The 21,344-nt window shown below is 64.8% G+C and carries 23 protein-coding genes; 16 read left to right on the top strand and 7 right to left on the bottom strand.

Annotation, left to right across the window (positions count from 1 at the left end; genetic code table 11):
- Positions 1–30 precede the first annotated feature (30 nt).
- The gene (gene zwf, locus AYK61_RS05325) at positions 31–1,485 is read left to right on the top strand and encodes a glucose-6-phosphate dehydrogenase (RefSeq protein WP_121870068.1); all 1,455 of its coding nucleotides are present in this window, start codon (positions 31–33) and stop codon (positions 1,483–1,485) included.
- 27 nt (positions 1,486–1,512) lie between these two features.
- Here the strand turns inward: zwf and AYK61_RS05320 are convergent, their stop codons facing one another.
- Positions 1,513–1,992 (bottom strand): hypothetical protein, encoded by a 480-nt coding sequence (locus AYK61_RS05320; RefSeq protein WP_094614464.1) that lies wholly within the window; start codon positions 1,990–1,992, stop codon positions 1,513–1,515.
- A 140-nt stretch (positions 1,993–2,132) separates the two neighbouring features.
- Here AYK61_RS05320 and thyX point away from each other — a divergent pair, with 140 nt between their 5' ends.
- The 3 genes from thyX to AYK61_RS05305 all read left to right on the top strand — a co-directional run bounded on the left by thyX (position 2,133) and on the right by AYK61_RS05305 (position 5,753).
- On the top strand, positions 2,133–2,885 hold the full coding sequence (thyX, locus tag AYK61_RS05315) for an FAD-dependent thymidylate synthase (RefSeq protein ID WP_037189533.1): 753 nt from the start codon (positions 2,133–2,135) through the stop codon (positions 2,883–2,885).
- Positions 2,886–2,985: 100 nt separating this feature from the next.
- Positions 2,986–3,894, top strand: a complete 909-nt coding sequence (gene dapA / locus AYK61_RS05310; RefSeq protein ID WP_121870067.1) for a 4-hydroxy-tetrahydrodipicolinate synthase — start codon at positions 2,986–2,988, stop codon at positions 3,892–3,894.
- 107 nt (positions 3,895–4,001) lie between these two features.
- Positions 4,002–5,753 (top strand): ribonuclease J, encoded by a 1,752-nt coding sequence (locus AYK61_RS05305; RefSeq protein ID WP_121870066.1) that lies wholly within the window; start codon positions 4,002–4,004, stop codon positions 5,751–5,753.
- Position 5,754: 1 nt separating this feature from the next.
- On the opposite strand, the gene AYK61_RS05300 is transcribed toward AYK61_RS05305, so the two are convergent.
- Positions 5,755–6,534, bottom strand: coding sequence for a sulfite exporter TauE/SafE family protein (locus AYK61_RS05300; protein ID WP_094682827.1), 780 nt, complete (start codon positions 6,532–6,534; stop codon positions 5,755–5,757).
- 96 nt (positions 6,535–6,630) lie between these two features.
- Here AYK61_RS05300 and AYK61_RS05295 point away from each other — a divergent pair, with 96 nt between their 5' ends.
- A complete protein-coding gene (locus tag AYK61_RS05295; RefSeq protein ID WP_183130166.1) occupies positions 6,631–7,254 on the top strand; it encodes a TIGR03085 family metal-binding protein in 624 nt (207 codons plus the stop codon).
- A gap of 69 nt (positions 7,255–7,323) precedes the next feature.
- Positions 7,324–10,011, top strand: a complete 2,688-nt coding sequence (locus AYK61_RS05290) for a DNA translocase FtsK (RefSeq protein WP_183130165.1) — start codon at positions 7,324–7,326, stop codon at positions 10,009–10,011.
- Between the two features lie 83 nt (positions 10,012–10,094).
- Here the strand turns inward: AYK61_RS05290 and AYK61_RS05285 are convergent, their stop codons facing one another.
- Both AYK61_RS05285 and AYK61_RS05280 read right to left on the bottom strand, forming a co-directional pair.
- Positions 10,095–10,379 (bottom strand): YciI family protein, encoded by a 285-nt coding sequence (locus AYK61_RS05285; RefSeq protein ID WP_121870064.1) that lies wholly within the window; start codon positions 10,377–10,379, stop codon positions 10,095–10,097.
- A 41-nt stretch (positions 10,380–10,420) separates the two neighbouring features.
- Positions 10,421–11,008, bottom strand: coding sequence for an amino-acid N-acetyltransferase (locus AYK61_RS05280; RefSeq protein ID WP_121870063.1), 588 nt, complete (start codon positions 11,006–11,008; stop codon positions 10,421–10,423).
- Positions 11,009–11,148: 140 nt separating this feature from the next.
- On the opposite strand from AYK61_RS05280, the gene pgsA reads away from it, so the two are divergent.
- The 5 genes from pgsA to AYK61_RS27230 all read left to right on the top strand — a co-directional run bounded on the left by pgsA (position 11,149) and on the right by AYK61_RS27230 (position 14,567).
- Complete coding sequence (pgsA, locus tag AYK61_RS05275; protein ID WP_121870062.1) at positions 11,149–11,841, top strand: CDP-diacylglycerol--glycerol-3-phosphate 3-phosphatidyltransferase; 693 nt, start codon at positions 11,149–11,151, stop codon at positions 11,839–11,841.
- Positions 11,842–12,093: 252 nt separating this feature from the next.
- Positions 12,094–12,435, top strand: a complete 342-nt coding sequence (locus tag AYK61_RS05270) for a helix-turn-helix domain-containing protein (protein ID WP_121870061.1) — start codon at positions 12,094–12,096, stop codon at positions 12,433–12,435.
- Between the two features lie 137 nt (positions 12,436–12,572).
- On the top strand, positions 12,573–13,382 hold the full coding sequence (locus AYK61_RS05265) for a PspA/IM30 family protein (protein WP_094615295.1): 810 nt from the start codon (positions 12,573–12,575) through the stop codon (positions 13,380–13,382).
- A gap of 43 nt (positions 13,383–13,425) precedes the next feature.
- On the top strand, positions 13,426–14,295 hold the full coding sequence (locus AYK61_RS05260; RefSeq protein WP_259467939.1) for a phage shock envelope stress response protein PspM: 870 nt from the start codon (positions 13,426–13,428) through the stop codon (positions 14,293–14,295).
- Positions 14,296–14,393: 98 nt separating this feature from the next.
- The gene (locus AYK61_RS27230) at positions 14,394–14,567 is read left to right on the top strand and encodes a hypothetical protein (RefSeq protein ID WP_037190120.1); all 174 of its coding nucleotides are present in this window, start codon (positions 14,394–14,396) and stop codon (positions 14,565–14,567) included.
- 14 nt (positions 14,568–14,581) lie between these two features.
- Here the strand turns inward: AYK61_RS27230 and AYK61_RS05250 are convergent, their stop codons facing one another.
- Positions 14,582–15,478: a diacylglycerol kinase gene (locus tag AYK61_RS05250; protein ID WP_259467938.1), complete on the bottom strand. Its 897-nt coding sequence runs from the start codon at positions 15,476–15,478 to the stop codon at positions 14,582–14,584.
- A 223-nt stretch (positions 15,479–15,701) separates the two neighbouring features.
- Here AYK61_RS05250 and AYK61_RS05245 point away from each other — a divergent pair, with 223 nt between their 5' ends.
- The 5 genes from AYK61_RS05245 to AYK61_RS05225 all read left to right on the top strand — a co-directional run bounded on the left by AYK61_RS05245 (position 15,702) and on the right by AYK61_RS05225 (position 19,626).
- A complete protein-coding gene (locus tag AYK61_RS05245; protein WP_259467937.1) occupies positions 15,702–16,340 on the top strand; it encodes a TetR/AcrR family transcriptional regulator in 639 nt (212 codons plus the stop codon).
- A gap of 115 nt (positions 16,341–16,455) precedes the next feature.
- Positions 16,456–17,628, top strand: coding sequence for a glycosyltransferase (locus tag AYK61_RS05240; protein WP_183130164.1), 1,173 nt, complete (start codon positions 16,456–16,458; stop codon positions 17,626–17,628).
- A 10-nt stretch (positions 17,629–17,638) separates the two neighbouring features.
- Complete coding sequence (locus AYK61_RS05235; protein ID WP_032397886.1) at positions 17,639–17,830, top strand: DUF3046 domain-containing protein; 192 nt, start codon at positions 17,639–17,641, stop codon at positions 17,828–17,830.
- 194 nt (positions 17,831–18,024) lie between these two features.
- Positions 18,025–19,062 (top strand): recombinase RecA, encoded by a 1,038-nt coding sequence (gene recA, locus AYK61_RS05230; protein ID WP_008716921.1) that lies wholly within the window; start codon positions 18,025–18,027, stop codon positions 19,060–19,062.
- Between the two features lie 12 nt (positions 19,063–19,074).
- Positions 19,075–19,626, top strand: a complete 552-nt coding sequence (locus AYK61_RS05225; RefSeq protein ID WP_121870059.1) for a regulatory protein RecX — start codon at positions 19,075–19,077, stop codon at positions 19,624–19,626.
- A 95-nt stretch (positions 19,627–19,721) separates the two neighbouring features.
- On the opposite strand, the gene AYK61_RS05220 is transcribed toward AYK61_RS05225, so the two are convergent.
- Both AYK61_RS05220 and AYK61_RS05215 read right to left on the bottom strand, forming a co-directional pair.
- Positions 19,722–20,588, bottom strand: a complete 867-nt coding sequence (locus tag AYK61_RS05220; protein WP_121870058.1) for an amino acid ABC transporter permease — start codon at positions 20,586–20,588, stop codon at positions 19,722–19,724.
- Positions 20,588–21,265, bottom strand: coding sequence for an amino acid ABC transporter permease (locus AYK61_RS05215; protein ID WP_121870057.1), 678 nt, complete (start codon positions 21,263–21,265; stop codon positions 20,588–20,590). Before AYK61_RS05215 ends, AYK61_RS05220 begins: the two co-directional genes overlap by 1 nt.
- Positions 21,266–21,344: the final 79 nt, after the last annotated feature.

The raw sequence follows: 21,344 nt of genomic DNA, 5'->3' as shown, positions 1-21,344 counted from the left end.
CTCGGGCAGGATCGGTGTCACTATCGAACCGTGACTTCACGCCGGACGGACACTGCCACGGAACTCCCACCCCAGGTCGTCGTCCTGTTCGGGGCGACAGGAGACCTGGCCAAGCGAAAACTCCTGTCCGGGATGATGCATCTGGCGCTCTCCGACCTCGCGCCGAACATCCGCGTCGTCGGAACCTCGCTCGAAGAGATGTCGACCGACGAATTCCGCGCTCTCGCTCGCGAATCGATCAACGCCTACTCGAGCCGCAAAGTCGGCGACGAGCAATGGAGTCGTTTCGCCTCGCGACTGACGTACGTGTCCCAGAAGGCAGGACCGGCGGCGCTGGGAGAGGCCGTGGCCGAGGCCGAGATCGAACTCGGAGGAAGCGCGAAACGGCTGCACTACCTGTCCGTTCCGCCGAGAGCTGCTCTGGCAGTGGTGGATACGCTCGCGTCGGCCGATCTGGTGAAGCGCTCCCGGATCATCATGGAGAAGCCGTTCGGCACCGACCTCGAGAGTGCGATCGCGCTGAACGCGCGGGTTCACGAAACGTTCGACGAGGATCAGATCTTCCGCATCGACCATTTTCTCGGTAAGGAACCCGCTCAGAACATCCTGGCCTTCCGCTTCGCCAACGGGTTGTTCGAGCCGATCTGGAACCGTAATTTCATCGATCACGTCCAGATCGACATCCCGGAAAAGCTCGCCCTCGACGGTCGAGCCGGATTCTACGAATCCACCGGCGCGTACAAGGACATGGTGGTCACCCACCTGTTCCAGGTGCTGGCATTCATGGCCATGGAACCGCCGACGGCGCTCGAACCCCGCGCCATCAGCGAGGAGAAGAACAAGGTCTTCCGATCCATGATGCCGCTGGATCCGAAAAACGTTGTGCGAGGCCAGTACACGGGCTATCGCTCGGAGGAGGGGGTGGCTGCCGATTCCGACACCGACACCTTCGTGGCACTCAAGTGCGAGATCGACAATTGGCGCTGGGCCGGAGTGCCCTTCTACCTACGCAGCGGAAAACGCCTTGCAGAGGGACAACGGATCATCTCGATCGCCTTCAGGGAACCACCGAAGAGCATGTTCCCGGCCGGCTCCGGTGTGGGCGCGCAAGGTCCCGACCACCTGACCTTCGACCTCGCGGACGCCTCGAAGGTGTCACTGTCGTTCTACGGCAAGCGTCCGGGACCCGGTATGCGCCTGGACAAACTCAGCATGCAGTTCGCCATCCAGGAAACCGAGCGGGTCGGCGACGTCCTCGAAGCGTACGAGCGGCTCATTCTCGATGCCATGTACGGCGACCACACGCTGTTCACCACGGCAGAGGGCATCGAGCGGCTGTGGAAGGTGTCCGAGCCGCTGCTCGCCGATCCGCCACCGGTTCGTCTGTACGCACCGGGGTCGTGGGGTCCCAACGCCATCCATCAACTCATCGCCCCACACGCATGGCGGTTGCCGTTCGAGCGGGAGTGGCGCGAGAAGAAGTAGGGCCCAGCGCTCGCTCGAACCCGGAGCTCAGTTGTTCCAGCCGCGATCCTTGCGCATCTGATCGCGCAGTGCGCCCTGAACTGCTTGGGACAACCACGAATTGAGCGACACTCCACTGTTGTTCGCGGCGTCCTCGGCGCGTTCCTTGATCTGTTCGACCAGTCGCAGCGTCACCCGTCGGACCTCACCGGACACGTCGTCCATGGTCGGGTAGTCCTCGGTGACGGGCTCCGCCGGATCGCCGTCGTGCAGACCGGGCACCGGGCTGTCGCGTCGAACATCGGCGTGCGCCTGCGTTCCGTCGAGACGAACGGTGACCGTATGACCGTCCAGATCGTTCGATACCTCTGCTGCGAAGTCCGACAGCGCCGTGAGCAGCATCAATCTGGCCGAAGCCTCCGCCGTCTTGCCGAGTGCTTCGGCCGTCTGGCGGGTGTGCTCGTCTCCCAGGGCAGCCGCCGCGAGTAGATCCGTGCGCAGTGACGCGGTGTACTTGTCCAGTTCCATGACGCCAGTGTGACGCCATGAGTGACGTCGGTCAAGCAGCCCTGGTGGCGTCAGGTGGCAGCACTGTGACATCAACGTTCGCCGGGCATCGGTGCCGCGTTTAGGGTTGTGCGGTGTCAGCAGAAAACGAAGGTAGAGCTGTGCCGCGGACGGTTGCGCTGAGAGTGCAACTGGTCGCCCGAACCGAGTTCGTGCCGCCCGTCGACATCCCCTGGGAAACCGACGCCGACGGCGGGCAGGCGTTGGTCGAGTTCGCCGGACGTGCCTGCTATCAGAGCTGGTCCAAGCCCAATCCCCGAACCGCGACCAATGCGTCGTATCTGCGTCATCTGCTCGACGTCGGACACCTCTCGGTTCTCGAGCACGCGAGCGTGAGTTTCTACATCACCGGAATCTCGCGATCGTGCACGCACGAGTTGATTCGGCACCGGCACTTCTCCTACTCGCAGCTCTCGCAGCGATTCGTTCCCGAGCACGACGCCAACGTGGTTCTGCCACCGGCTGTCGAAGGCGATCCCGAGCTCGAGGCGCTGTTCGCGTCGGCGACCGAGGCGAGCCGGGCTGCGTACACCGAACTGCTCGGTGCGCTCGAGGGAAAGCTGGAATCGGTCACCAACGCCGCGTTGCGCGGTAAGCAGGCGCGGCAGGCGGCTCGGTCGGTATTGCCGAATGCGACCGAGACGCGGGTGGTGGTGAGCGGAAACTACCGGGCATGGCGGCACTTCGTGTCGATGCGTGCCTCGGAGCATGCGGACGTGGAGATTCGACGTGTTGCCGTCGAATGTCTGCGTAAGCTCGTGGGAGTGGCTCCGGACGTGTTCGGCGACTTCGAGATCTCGACGCTGCCGGACGGCACGGAAGTCGCCCGCAGCCCCTTCGTGACCGAGGTCTGACGACGAGGTTCGGTGGCGCAGGAGACCGGGTATACCCGCACGGTGTCGGCGGGGAGTCCCGCTGCGCGAGAGTGGGTAAAGCACCGGGTAATCTGCTGCCATGACCTACGGTGACGCCGCTCCTTCCGTTGCGCCTGTGTTCGGTACGGTGCTCACCGCCATGGTGACCCCGTTCACAGCGGACGGTAAGTTGGATATCGACGCGGGCGTTCGGCTGGCACATCACCTCGTCGAGCAGGGCAACGACGGATTGGTTCTGGCCGGCACGACGGGCGAATCGCCGACCACCACCGAGAACGAGAAGCTCGAACTGCTCCGCGCAGTGATCGCCGCAGTGGGCCATCGAGCTCGCATCATCGCCGGGGCAGGCAGCAACGACACCGCGCACAGCGTCGAACTCGCTCGTGACGCCGCCCGCGCAGGCGCGCACGGTCTCCTGGTCGTCACCCCGTACTACTCCCGGCCACCGCAGGCCGGTTTGTACGCGCACTTCACCGCGGTCGCCAACGCCACCGACCTGCCCGTGATGCTCTACGACATTCCACCGCGGTCGGTCGTTCCCATCGAAACCGAGACGTTGCGTCGGCTCGCCGAGCATCCACGGATCCTCGCGGTCAAGGACGCCAAGGGCGATCTGAACGCCGGCGCCGAACTGATCGCGTCGACCGGATTGCAGTTCTACTCCGGCGACGACCCGCTGAACCTGCCCTGGCTCTCGGTCGGTGCGACCGGTTTCGTCAGCGTCATCGGCCACCTCGTTCCGGCTCGTCTCCGTGAGCTGCACACCGCCTTCCTGATGGGCGACATCGCACGCGCACAGGCCATCAACGTCAGCCTCATCCCGGTCATTCGTTCGGTCGCGCGCCTCGGTGGCGTCAGCGCATCGAAGGCCGGCCTTCGCCTCATCGGACTCGATGTCGGCGAACCACGACTTCCCCAGGTGCCACCGAGCATCGACCACATCGAATTGCTTGCAGCAGAGCTGCGGGCGGCAGGAGTTCTTGTATGACACGACCGAACAGATCGCGCGGACGCGCAACCCGAAACGCCGGACCTCCCTCCGAGCGTCCGGCCCCGAAGCAGGGCCAACCGGCAGGAGCCCGGCAGGGCAAGCCGATGGTGCAGAACTCGGCGCGCACTCAGCGTCCCGACAAGCGGCGTGAATTCGATCCGACGGAGCGCCTCGGCACACCGCCGAAGGCCCCGTTCAAGGGCCTGCGAGTGGTCGCACTCGGTGGTATCGGCGAAATCGGGCGCAACATGACGGTGTTCGAGCACCAGGGCAAAATGCTCATCATCGACTGCGGCGTGCTCTTTCCCGAGGACCAGCAGCCCGGCGTCGACCTGATCCTGCCCGACTTCCGCCACATCGAGAACCGCATGGCCGACGTCGAGGCCGTGGTGTTGACGCACGGTCACGAGGACCACATCGGAGCAGTGCCGTTCCTGCTGCGTCTGCGTCCTGACCTACCCGTCGTCGGATCCAAGTTCACCCTCGCTCTGGTCGCGGCCAAGTGCCGTGAGCATCGGTTGCGTCCGAACCTCGTCGAGGTCATCGAGGGCCAGCACACGCAGCACGGCCCGTTCGACTGCGAGTACTTCGCGGTGAACCACTCGATTCCCGATGCGCTTGCCATCGCCATCAGGACCGATGCAGGTCTGGTACTGCACACGGGTGACATCAAGCTCGATCAGCTGCCGCTGGACGGTCGCCTGACCGACCTGGCCGGCTTCTCGCGGCTCGGCGACGAGGGCGTCGACCTGTTTCTGGTCGACTCCACCAATGCCGAGGTGCCCGGATTCGTCACGCCGGAACGCGAGATCGGCGGAGTGCTCGATACCGTCATCGGCAAGGCGAAACAGCGCGTCATCGTCGCGTCGTTCGCCAGTCACGTGCACCGCATCCAACAGGTCATCGACGTCGCCGAGCGGTACAACCGCCGGGTGGCGTTCGTCGGCCGGTCGATGGTCCGCAACATGCAGATCGCTCAGGACCTCGGCTACCTGCGTGTGCCCGACGGCCTCGAGGTCACTGTCGACACTGCCGCAACGCTTCCCGACGACCGGTTGGTGCTCATCTCCACCGGTTCGCAGGGCGAGCCGCTCTCGGCGCTGTCCCGGATGGCCCGCGGCGAGCATCGCCAGATCAACGTCAAGGCGAACGATCTCGTGGTGCTGGCGTCCTCGCTCATCCCCGGCAACGAGAACTCGGTGTTTGCCGTGGTCAACGGCCTCGCCAAGCGCGGCGCGACCGTCGTGACGCAGCAGAATGCGAAGGTTCACGTTTCGGGCCACGCTTCGGCGGGTGAACTGCTGTACCTCTACAACGCCGTACGGCCCACCAATGCCATGCCGGTGCACGGCGAGTGGCGTCACCTGCGTGCCAACGCGGCGCTGGCCAAGGCGACGGGTGTCCCCGAGGAGCGTGTGGTGTTGGCGGAGGACGGCGTGGTGGTCGACATGGTCGACGGTCTCGCCGAGATCGTCGGACAGGTGCCCGTGGGGCACGTGTACGTCGACGGCCTCTCGGTCGGTGACGTCGGCGATTCGACGCTGTCCGATCGACTGGTACTGGGCGAGGGCGGATTCATCGCGATCAGCGTTGCCGTCGATTCGGCCACCGGACGCGCGGTGACCGCACCCGAGGTGTCCGGTCGAGGATTCTCCGACGATCCGGCCGCACTCAAGGAGGCCGGTCAACTCGTCGAGTCGGAGTTGCAGCGTCTGGCGTCCGACGGCGTGTCCGATACGCATCGCATCGCGCAGGCCGTGCGCCGTGTGGTCGGTCGGTGGGTGGCGGACAAGTATCGCCGCAAGCCCATGATCGTTCCGACGATCATCGCGGTCAAGCCGCAACCGCAGTCCTAGTTCAGACGAGCAGTCGCCAGAGTCCGATCAGACCGAGAACGACGATTGCACCACGCAGGGCCGCCGGCGAGAGCCGGCGGCCGTAGCGCGCTCCGACCGCTCCACCGATCAGGGAGCCGACCGCGATCAGTCCGGCGGCCTGCCAGCTGATGTCGTCGAATCGAAAGATCGTGTACGTCACTGCTGCAACGACATTGACGACCAGCGACAACAGATTCTTGGCTGCGTTCATCCGCTGCATGGTTTCGGGGAGCAGTGCCCCCATCACCCCGATGAGCAGAATGCCCTGTGCGGCAGTGAAATAGCCGCCGTAGATGCCGACCAGCAGGGTGCCGCCGGTGACCAGTGCCATCCGGGTACGGCTGATGTGGTTCGCGGCCTTGCCAGCGGCTTCCGATCGTCGCTTGGCCCAGGCCTGAATTCGCGGTTGTGCGACAACGAGAATCAGCGCGCCGATGAGCAACACCGGAACCACTGCGGCGAACACGGTTTCGGGCAGATGCAGCAGCAGCCAGGCGCCACCGAGCGCTCCGAAGAACGAGGCGGGCAATTGCCACCGCAGGCGATGCCACTGCCCGCGCAGTTCCCGGCGATATCCCCACGTGCCCGACACGCTTCCCGCGACCAGTCCCACGGCATTGGACATGGTGGCGACCACTGGGGGATAGCCGAATGCGACCAAGGTCGGAAAAGTGATCAGCGTCCCGGAACCGACGACGGCGTTGATCGCTCCGGCTCCGAATCCGGCGAGCAGGATGACGAGAATTTCCGATACCGGCACTGTTGGGAGGCTACCGACGGGTCGGTTGCATCGAACATCGGGGAGTGTGAGGCCGGCGGGATGCCGTCGGTTCGCTCGGGACGTACCGTGGACTCCGTGAGCCTTGCCCAGGATGAACGTTCTCAACTGGTCCAGACCCTTCTCGACGTGGGTCCCGATGCGCCGACGCTGTGCGGTGAGTGGACAGCGGCCGATCTGGCGGCGCATCTCGTCGTCCGGGAGCGACGCCTGGACGCTTCGCCGGGCATATTTCTCTCTCCGCTCGCGGGGTACACGGAGCGGGTCCAGCGATCCGTGGCGAACAAGCCGTTCGCGACCGTGGTGGAGGACGTACGGACCGGGCCGCCCATGTGGTCGCCGTTCGCACTGCTGGATCCGTTGATCAACCTCGGTGAGATGTTCGTTCATCACGAGGATCTGCGCCGGGCAGGTGAGAGTTGGACTCGGCGAGTGTTGCCCACCGCGGTGGAGACCCGGCTCTGGCCGCAGGTTCGTCTGGTGGGTCGGGGCGGTCACCGCTCCTCACCCGTGCCGGTCCACGTGCGCACTCCCGATGGCCGACATGCCACGTTCAAGGGCGGGTCGGGCCCCGGCGTGACCGTGGTGGGGGAGCCGTCGGAACTGCTGCTCTACGCGTTCGGACGTGATCAGATCGAGGTGCTGTACGAGGGTTCGGCAGACGATGTCGCTGCCGTGAAGGCGCTCGATCTGAGCTTCTGACACATTCACCTCCGCTGTTACTGGTGTTGCGGATGGTTTCGACGGGGCTGTTGCGACTAGCCTGGGGGCATGGCAGGAAAGACCAGCACCTCCACCGCCAGGGCCGGATCCAGCGGATCCGGCTCCTCGCGTGCGTCCGGCACCGCCCGTAAATCCGGTGGCGGCCGTACCGCGCGCACCGTCACCACGCCGAAGAAGCCCACCGCGCCGCGCAACCCGGCGACGTCCCGCGCGAACGCGTCCTCGCGCGGCAAGGCCCCCGCCAGGGGCTCGTCGACGGCTCGGCGACCTGCGGCGAAGAAGAAGTCACGCGGTGCCCTCGACGCGATCGGGCGGGGCATTGCGTCCACCTGGTCGATGGCGGCACGCGGTGTCGGTGCCACGACCCGGACGGTGAGCAAGGCCGCCGACATCGAGCACGGCCACCGCCGGGACGGGATTGCCCTCGGACTGATCGCTGTCAGTGTGGTCGTGGCCGCGAGTGTGTGGTTGAGCGCCGGGGGACCGGTCGGCGAATGGATCGAGGTGGGCATTCGTGCCGTCATCGGCGAAGCCGGTTACGTCGCGCCCGTGCTCGGAGTCGCAATCGCCGTGGTACTGATGCGCTCGGAACCCCATCCCGAGGTACGGCCGCGACTGGTCCTCGGCTCGATCCTGCTCGGGCTGCCGATCCTCGGACTGTGGCACATGGCCGCCGGTTCACCGACCGACGCCGCCGGCCGATCCGAGGGCGCAGGCTTCGTCGGATACGTGGCGGGTGGGCCCATCGCCGACGGCCTCACGGTGTGGCTGGCCGTGCCGTTGCTGCTGCTCGCCGGTCTGTTCGGGGTACTGCTGCTCACCGGTACCACCGTGCGCGACGTACCCGATCGGATGCGTGCGCTGTTCGGCACCGACAGTCGCGGCGACGAATACGACGAGTACGACCCGGCCGACTTCGGCTCCGAGTTCGGTGACGAGGGCTACGGCGACTACGACAGCAACTTCGACGCCGACGGCTACCCGGTCCACGGCGGCGCGGACCCGTACGAGAACTACCCGACCGAGGAATATATCCCGGTCGCGAAGCCGCCACGCGCACGCAAGTCCCCGCCGCCCGAGGCCGCCACCGAGGTCATTGCCCCTGCAGCGGCTGCCCCCGCACCTGCCCCCGAGCCGGTCGCACCCCCGCGGCCGAAGCCCAAGCCGATCGTGAAGGCAGCCGAACCGAAGCAGGCAGCCGAGGACGACAAGATCGTCGTCGATCGCGTCGTCGACGGGGATTACACGCTTCCGTCGCTGTCGCTACTGATCGACGGGGATCCGCCCAAGACCCGCAGCCAGGCCAACGACGCCATGATCGAGGCGATCTCCGAGGTACTCGAACAGTTCAAGATCGATGCCGCGGTCACCGGTTTCACCCGCGGGCCCACGGTCACCCGCTACGAGGTGGAGCTGGGCCCCGGCGTCAAGGTCGAGAAGATCACCGCACTCGCACGCAACATCGCCTACGCCGTCGCCACCGACAACGTGCGCCTGCTCGCGCCGATCCCGGGCAAGTCAGCGGTCGGGATCGAGGTGCCCAACTCCGATCGTGAGATGGTCCGCCTGGCGGACGTGCTCACTGCGCCGTCGACGCGTAAGGATCACCACCCGTTGGTGATCGGGTTGGGCAAGGACATCGAGGGCGACTTCGTCAGCGCCAACCTCGCGAAGATGCCTCACCTGCTGGTGGCCGGCTCCACCGGTTCCGGTAAGTCGAGCTTCGTGAACTCGATGCTCGTCTCGCTGCTCGCTCGGGCGACGCCGGACGAGGTTCGGATGATCCTGATCGACCCGAAGATGGTGGAGCTGACACCCTACGAGGGCATTCCGCACCTCATCACCCCGATCATCACGCAGCCCAAGAAGGCTGCCGCGGCACTGGCCTGGCTCGTCGAGGAGATGGAGCAGCGCTACCAGGACATGCAGATCAACAAGGTCCGCCACATCGACGACTTCAACAAGAAGGTGCGTTCCGGCGAGATCACCGCACCCCTGGGCAGTGAACGCGTCTATCGGCCGTACCCGTACATCCTCGCGATCGTCGACGAGCTGGCCGATCTCATGATGACCGCTCCCCGCGACGTCGAGGAAGCGATCGTGCGGATCACGCAGAAGGCGCGCGCCGCAGGAATCCACCTGGTGCTCGCCACCCAGCGTCCCTCGGTCGACGTCGTCACCGGTCTGATCAAGACGAACGTGCCGTCGCGTCTTGCCTTCGCCACCTCGTCCCTGACCGACTCCCGCGTCATCCTGGATCAGCCGGGTGCCGAGAAGTTGATCGGTATGGGCGACGCGCTCTTCCTGCCGATGGGTGCAGGCAAGCCGACGCGTCTGCAGGGTGCGTTCATCACCGACGAGGAAATTGCTGCCGTCGTCGACTTCGCCAAGAACCAGGCCGAGCCCGAGTACAACGAGACCGTCACCGCAGCGAAGGTCTCGGACAAGAAGGACGTCGACCCCGATATCGGCGACGACCTCGACGTGCTGTTGCAGGCGGTCGAGCTGGTCGTGACGAGTCAGTTCGGTTCGACGTCGATGCTGCAACGCAAGCTTCGAGTCGGCTTCGCCAAGGCCGGGCGATTGATGGACCTGATGGAGAACCGCGGAGTCGTCGGCCCCAGTGAGGGATCGAAGGCCCGCGAGGTGCTCGTCAAACCGGACGAGCTCGACGGTCTGCTGTGGTCGATCAAGGGCGGCGACCCGGACGAGCAGCCCGCGTCGGACGAGTTCTGACGGTCCCCGTTCGCGTGAATGAACCACTGCAGCCGTCTCGGCGGTGCACTGGTCCATTCACGCGAACCGGGTGAGCGGGCCGATCAGGACGTGAAAGTGCCCATGACGGGTGTCCACTCGTGGAATGTCGCCGTCTCGATCAGGTTCTCCACCGCGAACGGATCCTGCGCGAACAGCGTTTCGACGGTGGCTGCATCGCGACCTTCCACCAGCAGCAGTGCGCCGCTGCCGTCGGCGTACGGCCCGCTCGACACGAGGGTCTTCCGGTCGAGTAGGTCGGCCAGCCAGGCACGATGTGCCGCGCGGTGGGTGTCGCGTCCTTCCATGGTGGCGGGCGAGTAGGTGTAGCTGACGGCGATCAGTGGCATGGAGCTCTCTTCCGGATTCGTGGGGTGATACCGGAATTCTGTCAGAGCGAGAGCAGCATCCGCGTGTTGCCCAGAGTGTTCGGTTTGACGTAACTCAGGTCCAGGAACTCCGCCACGCCGGTGTCGTACGACCGGCACATCTCCGCGTAGACCTCGGCCGTCACCGGGGTTCCGTCGATCTCAGCAAATCCGTGTCGGGAGAAGAAATCCACCTCGAAGGTCAGCACGAACACCTTCTGCAGCGCCAGATCACGAGCGACCTCGATCAGTTTGGCGACGATCAGGTGGCCTGCTCCGTGCCCCTTCGCGGCGGGATCGACGGCGACCGTGCGAACCTCGCCCAGATCGGCCCACAGCACGTGCAGCGCACCGCAACCCATGATCTCGCCGTCACGCTCGGCGATCCAGAACTCCTGCACCGCCTCGTACAGGGTGACGAGGTTCTTCTCGAGCAGAATGCGTCCTGCGTAGATGTCGATCAAACGCTTGATCTCGGGGATGTCGGAGGTCCGGGCTCGACGCACGACGAGGGTGCCGTCGTTCGCGGAGCCACGGTCCGCGATGTCGGAATGCACGTCGGATTCGGGGTCTGCGATGCCGCGACTCGCCCGATTCGGCCCAGAAGTCATGGGGTGAACAGTAGTCAGTACTTCAACCGATAAACTTTTCGTGTGTCGCTTCGTGAGCTGTGTCCCCGTCTCAGCGGATCGGTGCTGCGCAAAAGCCGACACACCGACCGGTGCGTCGTCGACGGCTCCCGGGTTCGCCGATGAGTGGGCCGGTCACGCCCGATCACGGCGTTCCATCCAGTGGCGAGATTCCGGGCAACCGCGCCTCCGGCACAGGAGATTCTGCGCGCACGTCGGGGCTGCCCCACAGCAATGCTGTCGCCGGTGGGCCGGACGAAGTGCCCCTGCTCAATATCGCGAACGTCCTCACAGTGCTCCGGATCGCACTGGTTCCGGTCTTTCTCGCAGCGCTGTTCGTCGGCGACGGACAGGACACGACCTGGCGGCTGGCGGCAACCGCGATCTTCGCTGCTGCTGCCATCACCGACCGGATCGACGGCCAGTTGGCCCGCAAATACGGTCTCGTCACCGACTTCGGGAAGATGGCCGACCCCATCGCGGACAAGGCACTGATCGGTGCCGCGCTGGTGGGACTGTCGATGTTGGGCGACCTGTCGTGGTGGGTGACCGTGATCATCGGGGTGCGGGAAATCGGCATCACCGCCGTGCGGTTCGCCGTCATTCGCCACGGCGTCATCCCCGCAGGCCGCGGCGGCAAGGTGAAGACTCTGGTGCAGACGTTCGCGATAGGGGTGTACCTGTGCCCGCTGCCGAGCGTCGTCGACCCGTTCGCGGTTGCTCTGATGGCGCTGGCGGTACTACTCACCGTGTACACCGGCCTGGACTACGTGGTGCAGGCCTTTCGTCTGCGACGAGGCGTGTCCTCCGCGTGAATCCTTCCGACGTGACCTCGACAACGGCCGTGTCGCGCGCGGGCGAGCAGGCGAACGAGTCGGCGGGATACAGTCTTGGCAGCCGTGTCGGAGCAACTTCGGCGCGTGTCGGAGTGAACGGGCATATAGGGTCGGGAACCAATCGGACCGGCTGGGACGTTGAACATCGTGACGGCTTCGGACGAACGAGATATGAACGTTGTCGTCTCGGCGGCACAGTCGTCGGCACGAACACCAACGAGGAGGAGCGAGATGGCGCTGCTATTGCGTGAAGCACTCGGCGACAGTCTGCGGCGTACTCGCGTCGCACAGAGCCGAACCCTGCGTGAAGTCTCGAACACCGCACGCGTGAGCCTCGGATACCTCTCCGAGGTGGAACGCGGTCGCAAGGAGGCGTCGAGCGAACTCCTCGCCGCGATCTGCGACGCCCTCGCCGTCCCTCTCTCGGACGTCATGAGCGATGTCAGCGTGACACTGTCCGACGCCTCCACCGCGGCCGCGCGGCTCGACGACGCGGCTGTCGCCACCCGTATCGACGGCGAGACTCGCGTCGTGATTCCGGCACCTGCTGCCAGAGCTCTCGCCGCCGCCTAAGATCGGAAAAGTACCCAGTTCCACTCCAGACCACGCACCCGACTTTCACAGCACGGACAGGTTCATTTCGGTCACTGCGAGAGCAGCCGACCCGTACGCGGCCACCGCGGCGCAACAGATGGAGGCAGGACCACCCCATGGCTAATCCTTTCGTCAAAGCCTGGAAGTACATGATGGCGCTCTTCAATTCCAAGATCGACGAGAAGGCCGACCCCAAAGTTCAGATTCAGCAGGCGATCGAAGACGCGCAGCGGCAGCATCAGGCACTGTCCCAGCAGGCCGCGTCCGTCATCGGTAATCAGCGCCAGCTCGAAATGAAGCTCAGCCGGCAGCTGGACGAGGTCGAGAAGCTCAACGCGAACGCTCGGCAAGCGGTGACGCTGGCCGATCAGGCCGCCACCGCAGGCGACATCGAGAAGGCCACGCAGTACACGAACGCAGCCGAGGCATTCGCTGCGCAGCTGGTGACCGCCGAGCAGAGCGTCGAGGACCTCAAGGTCCTGCACGACCAGTCCCTGCAGGCGGCCACCCAGGCCAAGAAGGCCGTCGAGCAGAACGCCATGGCTCTGCAGTCGAAGGTCGCAGAACGCACGAAGCTGCTCAGCCAGCTCGAGCAGGCGAAGATGCAGGAGAAGGTCAGCGAATCCCTTCGGTCGATGGACAGCACCCTGTCCGCGCCCGGCAACACCCCGAGCCTCGACGCTGTGCGCGACAAGATCGAACGTCGCTACGCAGATGCCCTGGGATCGGCGGAGCTGGCGCAGAACACGGTCTCCGGTCGCATGATGGAGGTCCAGCAGGCATCCGTGCAGATGGCGGGCCACAGTCGCTTGGAGCAGATCCGCGCATCGATGGCAGGCGACTCGCTGCCGTCCGGCAATGCCGCGGCGAAGCCGTCGATCGCCAAGTCCCCGGACGCGACGCCCGAGCCCCCGGCTCAGGCGTAGATCGACCTGACGAACACCTCGGTCGTCCGACAGCAGCGTCGACATGGGTAGAAGAGATCACGAATCCGGCCGGTCGCGTAAGCGGCCGGCCGTTTCGCTCGATCGAGAGTCCGTGACCGCGGCCGTCACCGAGTCCGGTGCAGTGGTCAGGTCTCTGGCGGAGTCCGCTCGTAGCGTCGGGACCTCGATTCTCGACGCTGCAGGACGTCGGAAGGACCCCCGCGTCAAGCATCTGAAGAAGATTCGCCGCGCCAGGCGACGCGGAATCAGGTTCGGAGCCGCGTCCACGACTACAGCGGTGGGAACTGCGGGGATGGCGGTGTTGTCGGCACCGGAGTGGACTCTGTTCGTGGGCGGCGGTGGTGCTGCCCTCATGGCCGTCCCGGCGGCATTTGCGGTGACGCGGTTGCGGCGTCTTCGGGCTCAACCGGTCCCCGTGGGCCTACCGACCAAGCGCGTGTCGCCGCAGCGCGGATCTGCCGCATACGAGTCGATGACCCGACTGGCCGGTGCCGAGCAGAGTCTGTTCGAGCTGCTGGGGATCCTGGCGAGGTCCGAGACGATCGGTGCCGACGACGTCGAGGAGATGATCGCGGTGACCTCCGATGCAGCCCGCGGTCTCGAAGGAGTCGCCGTCGACATCGCCGCTCTGGAACGTGCGGGGGCGGCGAGCGCTGTGACCCGCGAACACCTGAGCAACGGAATAGCTTCGGCTGCAGCCGAACTCGCTACCGGGGTCGATCAGTACGAGCAGCTCGTCGCAGCGGCCGCGCGGATGACCGGACCGGCCGGATCGGCGTCGACGACGGTCGTGGAATCGCATCGACGCGAGCTGCTGTCGGCGACGGATCGACTGCAGGGATGGGCCGAGGCGCTCACCGAGATCGACCAGATCCGGTCGCGGCACCGCTGAGACAATTCAGGGTTCACCCCGATGTGTTCGTCGCGCCCTGGTGACAGTATCGAAGTACGCGATACGACACGGTGCGCGGCGACACGGTAGGAGCACTCATGTTCTGGAAAGTACTGGGATTCATCGTTCTGATCTGGATTGCGCTCGCGCTTCTGGGCACCATCATCAAGGGTGTCTTCTGGCTGGTGGTGGCCGGCGCGATCGTGTTGGGACTGGTGTGGCTGTACAAGGCGATCTCGTCGAACGACGATCGCTCGTCGCTGAAGTTCTGACGCGGCGGTACCGGTCACCCACGAGACGCAGAAACCTGATCTACGAACACTCGAAGTGCCCGCGACACGCAACGTGCGGTAACAGGTAGTTCTGCGACACGTTCCCCGTCCGAATAGGCGACGATTCCGTCGCACCGCAGCGTGACCTGCGTCGAGGTGTAGGTGTCGACCTCCGGCAAGTCGATGTGTGTTCCCCGATAGAGAGTCGGCGACAGTCCGAGCAGTCGCGTCCGACTCACCGCGCGAACGACGGTGACATCGAGCAGACCGTCGTCCACCCGCGCGGCAGGGCACACGACCATGCCGCCTCCGTAGCTCCTGCCGTTTCCGACCGCGACCAAGGTGGCGTCGAGGCGAAGTTCGGCATCGTCCAGTTCGATGACGTACGGGAGCTTTTCCAGTGACGCCAGCTGTAGCATCATGGCCGCGTTGTACCGGAGAGGTCCGCGCGGCCAACGCAGTCGCTTGGCCCTCTCGGTGACCAGAGAGTCGAAACCACTGGACAGGACGGTGGCGAACCAGCGCTCGCCGATCCGGCCGAGATCGATTGCGCGCGTGACGTTGTCGGCGACAATGTCGGCTGCATGGGCAGCATCGTCGCGAGGCAGGCCCAGAGTCCGGGCCAGATCGTTGCCGGTGCCGGCCGGGATGAGGCCCATCGGAACGTCGGTGCCGGCGAGCACTTGAACGACGAGATTGACGAGCCCGTCGCCGCCGACGGCGACCACGGCGTCCGTACCGCTGCCGACGGCCTTCTCGAGCAATGTCAGCGCATCTCCTGGTGTGCGGCCTTCGATGGCCGTGACGTGAAGTTCTCGCTCCCTCAGGCGCGCCACGGCGCGCCGTCCGGCGTGCCCTGCGCGCCCACCTCCGGCCATCGGATTGGTCAACACCGTCACCGATCGGGTCACGGTTGCAACGATTCGTCGATCACATCGATCAGCTTGCCAGGGTTGACGATGGCCGTGGTGGTGACCGAGACGATTCATCGCCGGATGCCTCCGGCGTACATTGCGCATGAGTGTTACCGGTGATTTGCGGGCCCAATGTGCGTGTAACCGTGAGGTACTGTAACGAAAGAGATTGTTATCGCTGGAAATACAGTCCTTTTGTCTGAATTGCGAAGGGTGGCACGTGATCGAGCAGCCGGTGTCGAGTCCTGTCTCGTCCGAGCCCCCGCAGTCGCCCTCCCCAACCGGTGCTCCCGAGAAGTCGGTCGAGGACACCGTTCTCGACGCGGCCCGGTCCTGCATCCTCGAACACGGAGTCAAGCGCACGACCTTGGCCGAGATCGCGCGTCGTGCCAAGGTCAGCAGGCCGACCGTCTACAGGAGATGGGCCGATACGCGAGCAGTGGTGTCGAGCCTGCTCACTCGTGAGATCGGCGCCCTGATTCCGAGTTTCGACGCCACCGCGTCGGCTCGCGATCAGATCGTGACTGCCGTCGGCGAAGTTGCCGACCGCATCCGACTCCATCCGCTGTTCGTGAAGATTCTGCGTTCCGATTCCGACGTGTTGGCCACCTACATTCTGCATCGACTCGGAACCAGTCAGTCGTTGATCATCGACGCACTGTCTTCTCTGGTCGTTGCCGGACAACGTGATTCCTCGATTCGTGCGGGGGATCCCACCACTCTGGCCACGCTGGTGCTGCTGATGGTGCAGTCCGCGGTGCAGTCGGCGGAGATGGTGTCCGAGCGTGTCTCCGGTACCGAGGTGACACGCGAGATGGCGTATGCGGTCGACAGTTACCTCCGGCCCGAGAGTGCGTGAACGAGGCTGCGTCGAACGCGATCTCGACCGATCGCCGCACAGGTTCGGGCCGACTCTCACGACCTGATCTCGGCACACGTCGAGCGGCACGGCTCGAGTGTGGCACGCTGTATTCGTGCGAGTAGCAGTGGTGGCCGGGCCCGATCCGGGGCATGCTTTTCCGGCAATCGCGCTGTCTCTGCTCTTCCGCGCGGCAGGCGACGAACCGATCCTCTTCACCGGTAGCCGGTGGGTGCCCGACGCGCATGCCGCGGGGCTGCGGGCGCTTCCGTTGGGTGGCCTTGCACCGCGGCCGGAGGACGACGATCTCGATGCCGGACAACGCATCCACTCACGGGCGGCGTTCGTCTCGACCGAGTTGCTGCCCGACCTCGAGCGGGAGAACGTCGATCTCGTCGTGTCCGACATCCTGACCGCAGGCGGCGGTATGGCCGCCGAGCGGCTCGGTATCACCTGGGTCGAACTCTCGCCCCATCCACTGTATTCGCCCTCGAAAGGGTTGCCTCCCATCGGAAGTGGCCTGGCTCCGGGGACCGGGGTTCGCGGCAGGCTGCGCGACACCGTGATGCGCGCGTTGACGGCACGCTCGATCGCTCAGGGGCGAGCTCAGCGGTCAAGCGCACGGACGAGCATCGGGCTGCCTGCCGAGGATCCGGGCCCGGCTGCTCGGCTCGTCGCCACCATTCCCGCGCTCGAGGTGCACCGTCCCGACTGGCCGCAGGACGCACACGTGGTCGGCCCGCTCCTGTGGGAACCGACGGACGACCTGCTCGATGCTCCCGACGGCTCGTCACCGCTGGTGATGGTCGCGCCGTCGACAGCGTTCACCGGGGCGGAGGGAATGCTCGAGATGACTTTGAAAGGGTTGGACGGCAAGGGAGTTCGGGTCGTGGCGTCCGTTCTCGATGGAGGCCCGCACGTACTCCCGAACTGGGCGAACGCAGGCCTGGGCCGCCAGGACGAACTTCTGCGACATGCCGATGTGGTGGTGTGTGGCGGTGGCCACGGCATGCTGGCCAAGGCACTCATCCACGGCGTTCCGGTGGTGACCGTCCCCGGAGGTGGTGATCAATGGGAGCTGGCGAATCGGGCCGCCCGGCAGGGGAGTGCCGTCATCGTACGACCCGCTACGCCGGCCTCGATCGCCGACGCGGTGGCCACCGTGCTGTCCGATCCGGGCTTCGCCCGAGCAGCGGAGACGGCGGCGGACGGGGCGCAGTCCGTCGAGGATCCGGTGTCCGTCTGTCATCGGGTGCTCGCCCGCAGCACGCCACGGCGCGGGCGTTAGGGTTGTCGTTGTGCGTCTGACCGAATTTCGTGAACTGCTCACCGAGGAGTTCGGCTCCGTTCGTGGTGATTCCCTGCTGACCGATCACGTGCTGTCCGGTATAGGTCGAACCGGAGCGCAGGCCATCGAGGACGGCGTGGATCCACGCGAAGTGTGGCGATCGATCTGTTACGAGTTCGATGTGCCGAGAGAACGCTGGTAGCTCCTCGGGTCCTTACGATCCTCTCGGCGTGTCGATTGCTGCGGTAGTTGACTCGAACACGTGTTCCCCTATGCTTGTGTCAACGGTTGCCGGGCGGTTTCGAGAAACTTCTTGTCGGTACCCCGATCTAGCGTTACCGACGACAAAGCTGATCGACACGACACAGCTGAACGACACGACACAGGGAGCTCACGATGGCTGCATACGATCGCGACAAAGCACTCGATCTCGCACTCGCGCAGATCGACAAGAACTTCGGCAAGGGTTCGGTGATGCGCCTCGGCGACGAGGTCCGCCAGCCCATTGCCGTCATCCCCACGGGATCGATCGCGCTCGATGTGGCACTCGGCATCGGAGGGTTGCCGCGTGGACGTGTCATCGAGGTCTACGGTCCGGAATCCTCGGGTAAGACCACCGTCGCCCTTCACGCGGTGGCCAGTGCTCAGCGCGCCGGCGGCATCGCCGCCTTCATCGACGCCGAGCACGCACTGGATCCCGACTACGCGAAGAAGCTCGGTGTCGACACCGATGCACTGCTGGTGTCGCAGCCCGATACCGGTGAGCAGGCTCTCGAGATCGCCGACATGCTGATCCGTTCGGGTGCTCTCGATATCCTCGTGATCGACTCGGTGGCGGCATTGGTACCGCGCGCCGAGATCGAGGGCGAGATGGGCGACAGTCACGTGGGTCTGCAGGCCCGCCTGATGAGCCAGGCGTTGCGCAAGATCACCGGTGCCATGAGCAACTCCGGTACCACCGTCATCTTCATCAACCAGCTGCGCGAGAAGATCGGCGTCATGTTCGGCTCTCCCGAAACCACCACCGGTGGTAAGGCATTGAAGTTCTACGCCTCGGTGCGCCTCGACATCCGCCGCATCGAGACTCTGAAGGACGGAACCGACGCCATCGGTAACCGCACCCGGGTCAAGGTGGTCAAGAACAAGGTTGCGCCGCCGTTCAAGCAGGCCGAGTTCGATATCATCTACGGCAAGGGCATCAGCCGCGAAGGCTCGTTGATCGACATGGGCGTCGAGCACGGCTTCATCCGTAAGTCGGGTTCGTGGTTCACCTACGAAGGGGACCAGCTCGGCCAGGGCAAGGAGAACGCCCGCAAGTTCATGCTCGAGAACCCGGACGTGCGGGACGAGATCGAGAAGAAGATCATGGAGAAGCTGCAGATCGGCGCGGACGTCACCGCAGAAGAGCCCGCAGCTGCTCCGGTCGACTTCTAACCTGTCGTCGCTGTGCAGCAGCGAGACGAAGGCGGCGGCACCGAGGCACAGGCGAAAGATGTCTGCCTTCGGCTGCTGACCGACCGAGCGCGCAGCAGGCACGAACTCGAAGCCAGCCTGGCCAAGAAGGGTTTCACCACCGAGATCGCGAACGCCGTTCTCGACCGGCTCGAGAAGGCCAAACTGGTCGACGACGAATCGTTCGCGCAGCAATGGGTTCAATCTCGGCACAAATACTCCGGCAAGGGCAAACGTGCACTGAGCATGGAGCTCCGCAACAAGGGAGTCAGTAGTGAACTCGCAGTGCATGCACTGGATCTGATCGATGCCGAGGACGAACGCCGTCGCGCAGGTGAGTTGGTACGCAAGCGATTCCGCACCCTGCATTTGCCCGATCCGAATGGACCCGACGCTCGCGCGGATCGAGACAAGGTGGTGCGCAAGTTGGTGGGCATGCTCGCGCGCCGCGGATACTCGCAAGGAATGGCATTTGCGGTGGTCAAAGAAGAACTCGACCGCGTCGGTGCCGACACCGGAGACTTCGACGGCCCCGACTCCATGTGATCGTCCACCTCGAGCCGGTGCCGTCGAGAAACAGTAAGGCCCGCAACACCACTGGTGTTGCGGGCCTTACTGATACCAGTCACGGCGAAGAGCTATCAGGCCGCCTGGCCGGCATCCGGAGCCGGTACGGGAGTACCGGATTTACTCTTGCCGGTTCTCAGCCTCTTCTCGACCGCGGTGGCGAGCTTGGTCAGGGAGGAGTTGATGATGATCATGATGACGGCCACGACCACCAAGGATGGCAGGTAGTTGCTGTAGAACGCACCCACCTGTTGACCGGATCGCACCACTTCGACGTAACCGATGACATAGCCGAGCGCCGAGTCCTTCAGCGCCACCACCATCTGCGAAATGATCGCGGGAAGCATGGCAGTGACGGCCTGCGGGAGCAGGACGAGGAGCATGACCTGGCTCTTGCGCATTCCGAGCGCCGACGCCGCCTCGCGCTGGCCCTTGGGTAGTGAATTGACGCCTGCTCGCACGATCTCGGCGATGACCGAACCGTTGTACAGCGTCAGGCCGGTGACCACCGCCGCCAAGGCCAGGTACTTGACCTTGAAGACCTCGTAATCGGCGTAGACGGCGTACAAGAAGATCATCAGGATCAGAACCGGGACCGCGCGGAACACCTCGACGAAGGTGCCGCTGATTCCACGCACCACACGGTGATCGGACAACCTGCCGATACCGAGTACGGCGCCGAGAATCAAGGCGAACACGATCGACAGCGCCGCTGCCACCAGCGTGCCTTGAATGCCGGGAAGCAGGTAGGTGGTCCACGTGGTGGATTCGAGGAACGGATCCCACTTGTCCGCGGTCAGCTGACCTTTGGAATCGAGGGCCTGGTAGATGAGGAAGGCGATTCCCAGCGAAATCACCGCTACTACTCCGGTCAGGATGCGGTACCGCAGTACCGCTTTCGGACCCGGGACGTCGTACAGAACTGCTACTGCATCACTCATCATGACACCGCCAATCGCTTGCTGATGTAGCCGAACAGCAACCCGGTCGGGAGCGTCAGGATCATGAAACCGAGCGCAAAGATGCCGCCGACCACGAAGATGGCGGCCTCGTTCTCGATCATCTCCTTCATCAGGAACGACGCCTCGGCGACGCCGATGACCGATGCGATGGTCGTGTTCTTCGTCAGGGCGATCACGACGCTGCCGAGAGGTCCGACCACGGCCCGGAATGCCTGGGGGAGAACGACGATGGAGATGTTCTGCGTGAACGTCATGCCGAGTGAGCGGCCTGCCTCGGCCTGACCGACCGGAACCGTGTTGATTCCCGACCGTAGCGATTCGGCGACGAACGACGCTGTGTAGACACTCAGGCCGAGGATGGCCAACCGAAAGTTGTTGTCATCGAGGAAGTTCGGCGAGGTCTCGGAAGCCAGCGAGACACCCATTGTCCCGTACAGCCCGAAGGAGGTGAACAGGATGATCAGGGTAAGCGGGGTATTACGGAAGATAGTGACGTAGGTCGCGGCTATCCCACGTGCGATTGGAACGGGGGAGACCCGCATGGCGGCGATGATCGTTCCGATGACCAACGCGCCGACCAAGGAGGCCAGGGTGAGGTAGATGGTCGTCAGGAACGCGTCTATCAGTTCATCGCCGTACTTGCTCAGTAGGTTCAAGGTGCTTCAGGTCCTCACGGCTCGGCGAGTTCGACCCCGTCGGTCCGCTACACCGAGTGCAGCGGACCGACGGTGTCAT

The organism is Rhodococcus sp. SBT000017, from assembly GCF_003688915.1.
GTDB lineage: Bacteria > Actinomycetota > Actinomycetes > Mycobacteriales > Mycobacteriaceae > Rhodococcoides.
The sequence above is the reverse complement of the archived record's forward strand: the minus strand, read 5'-3'. Positions and strand labels throughout refer to the sequence as shown.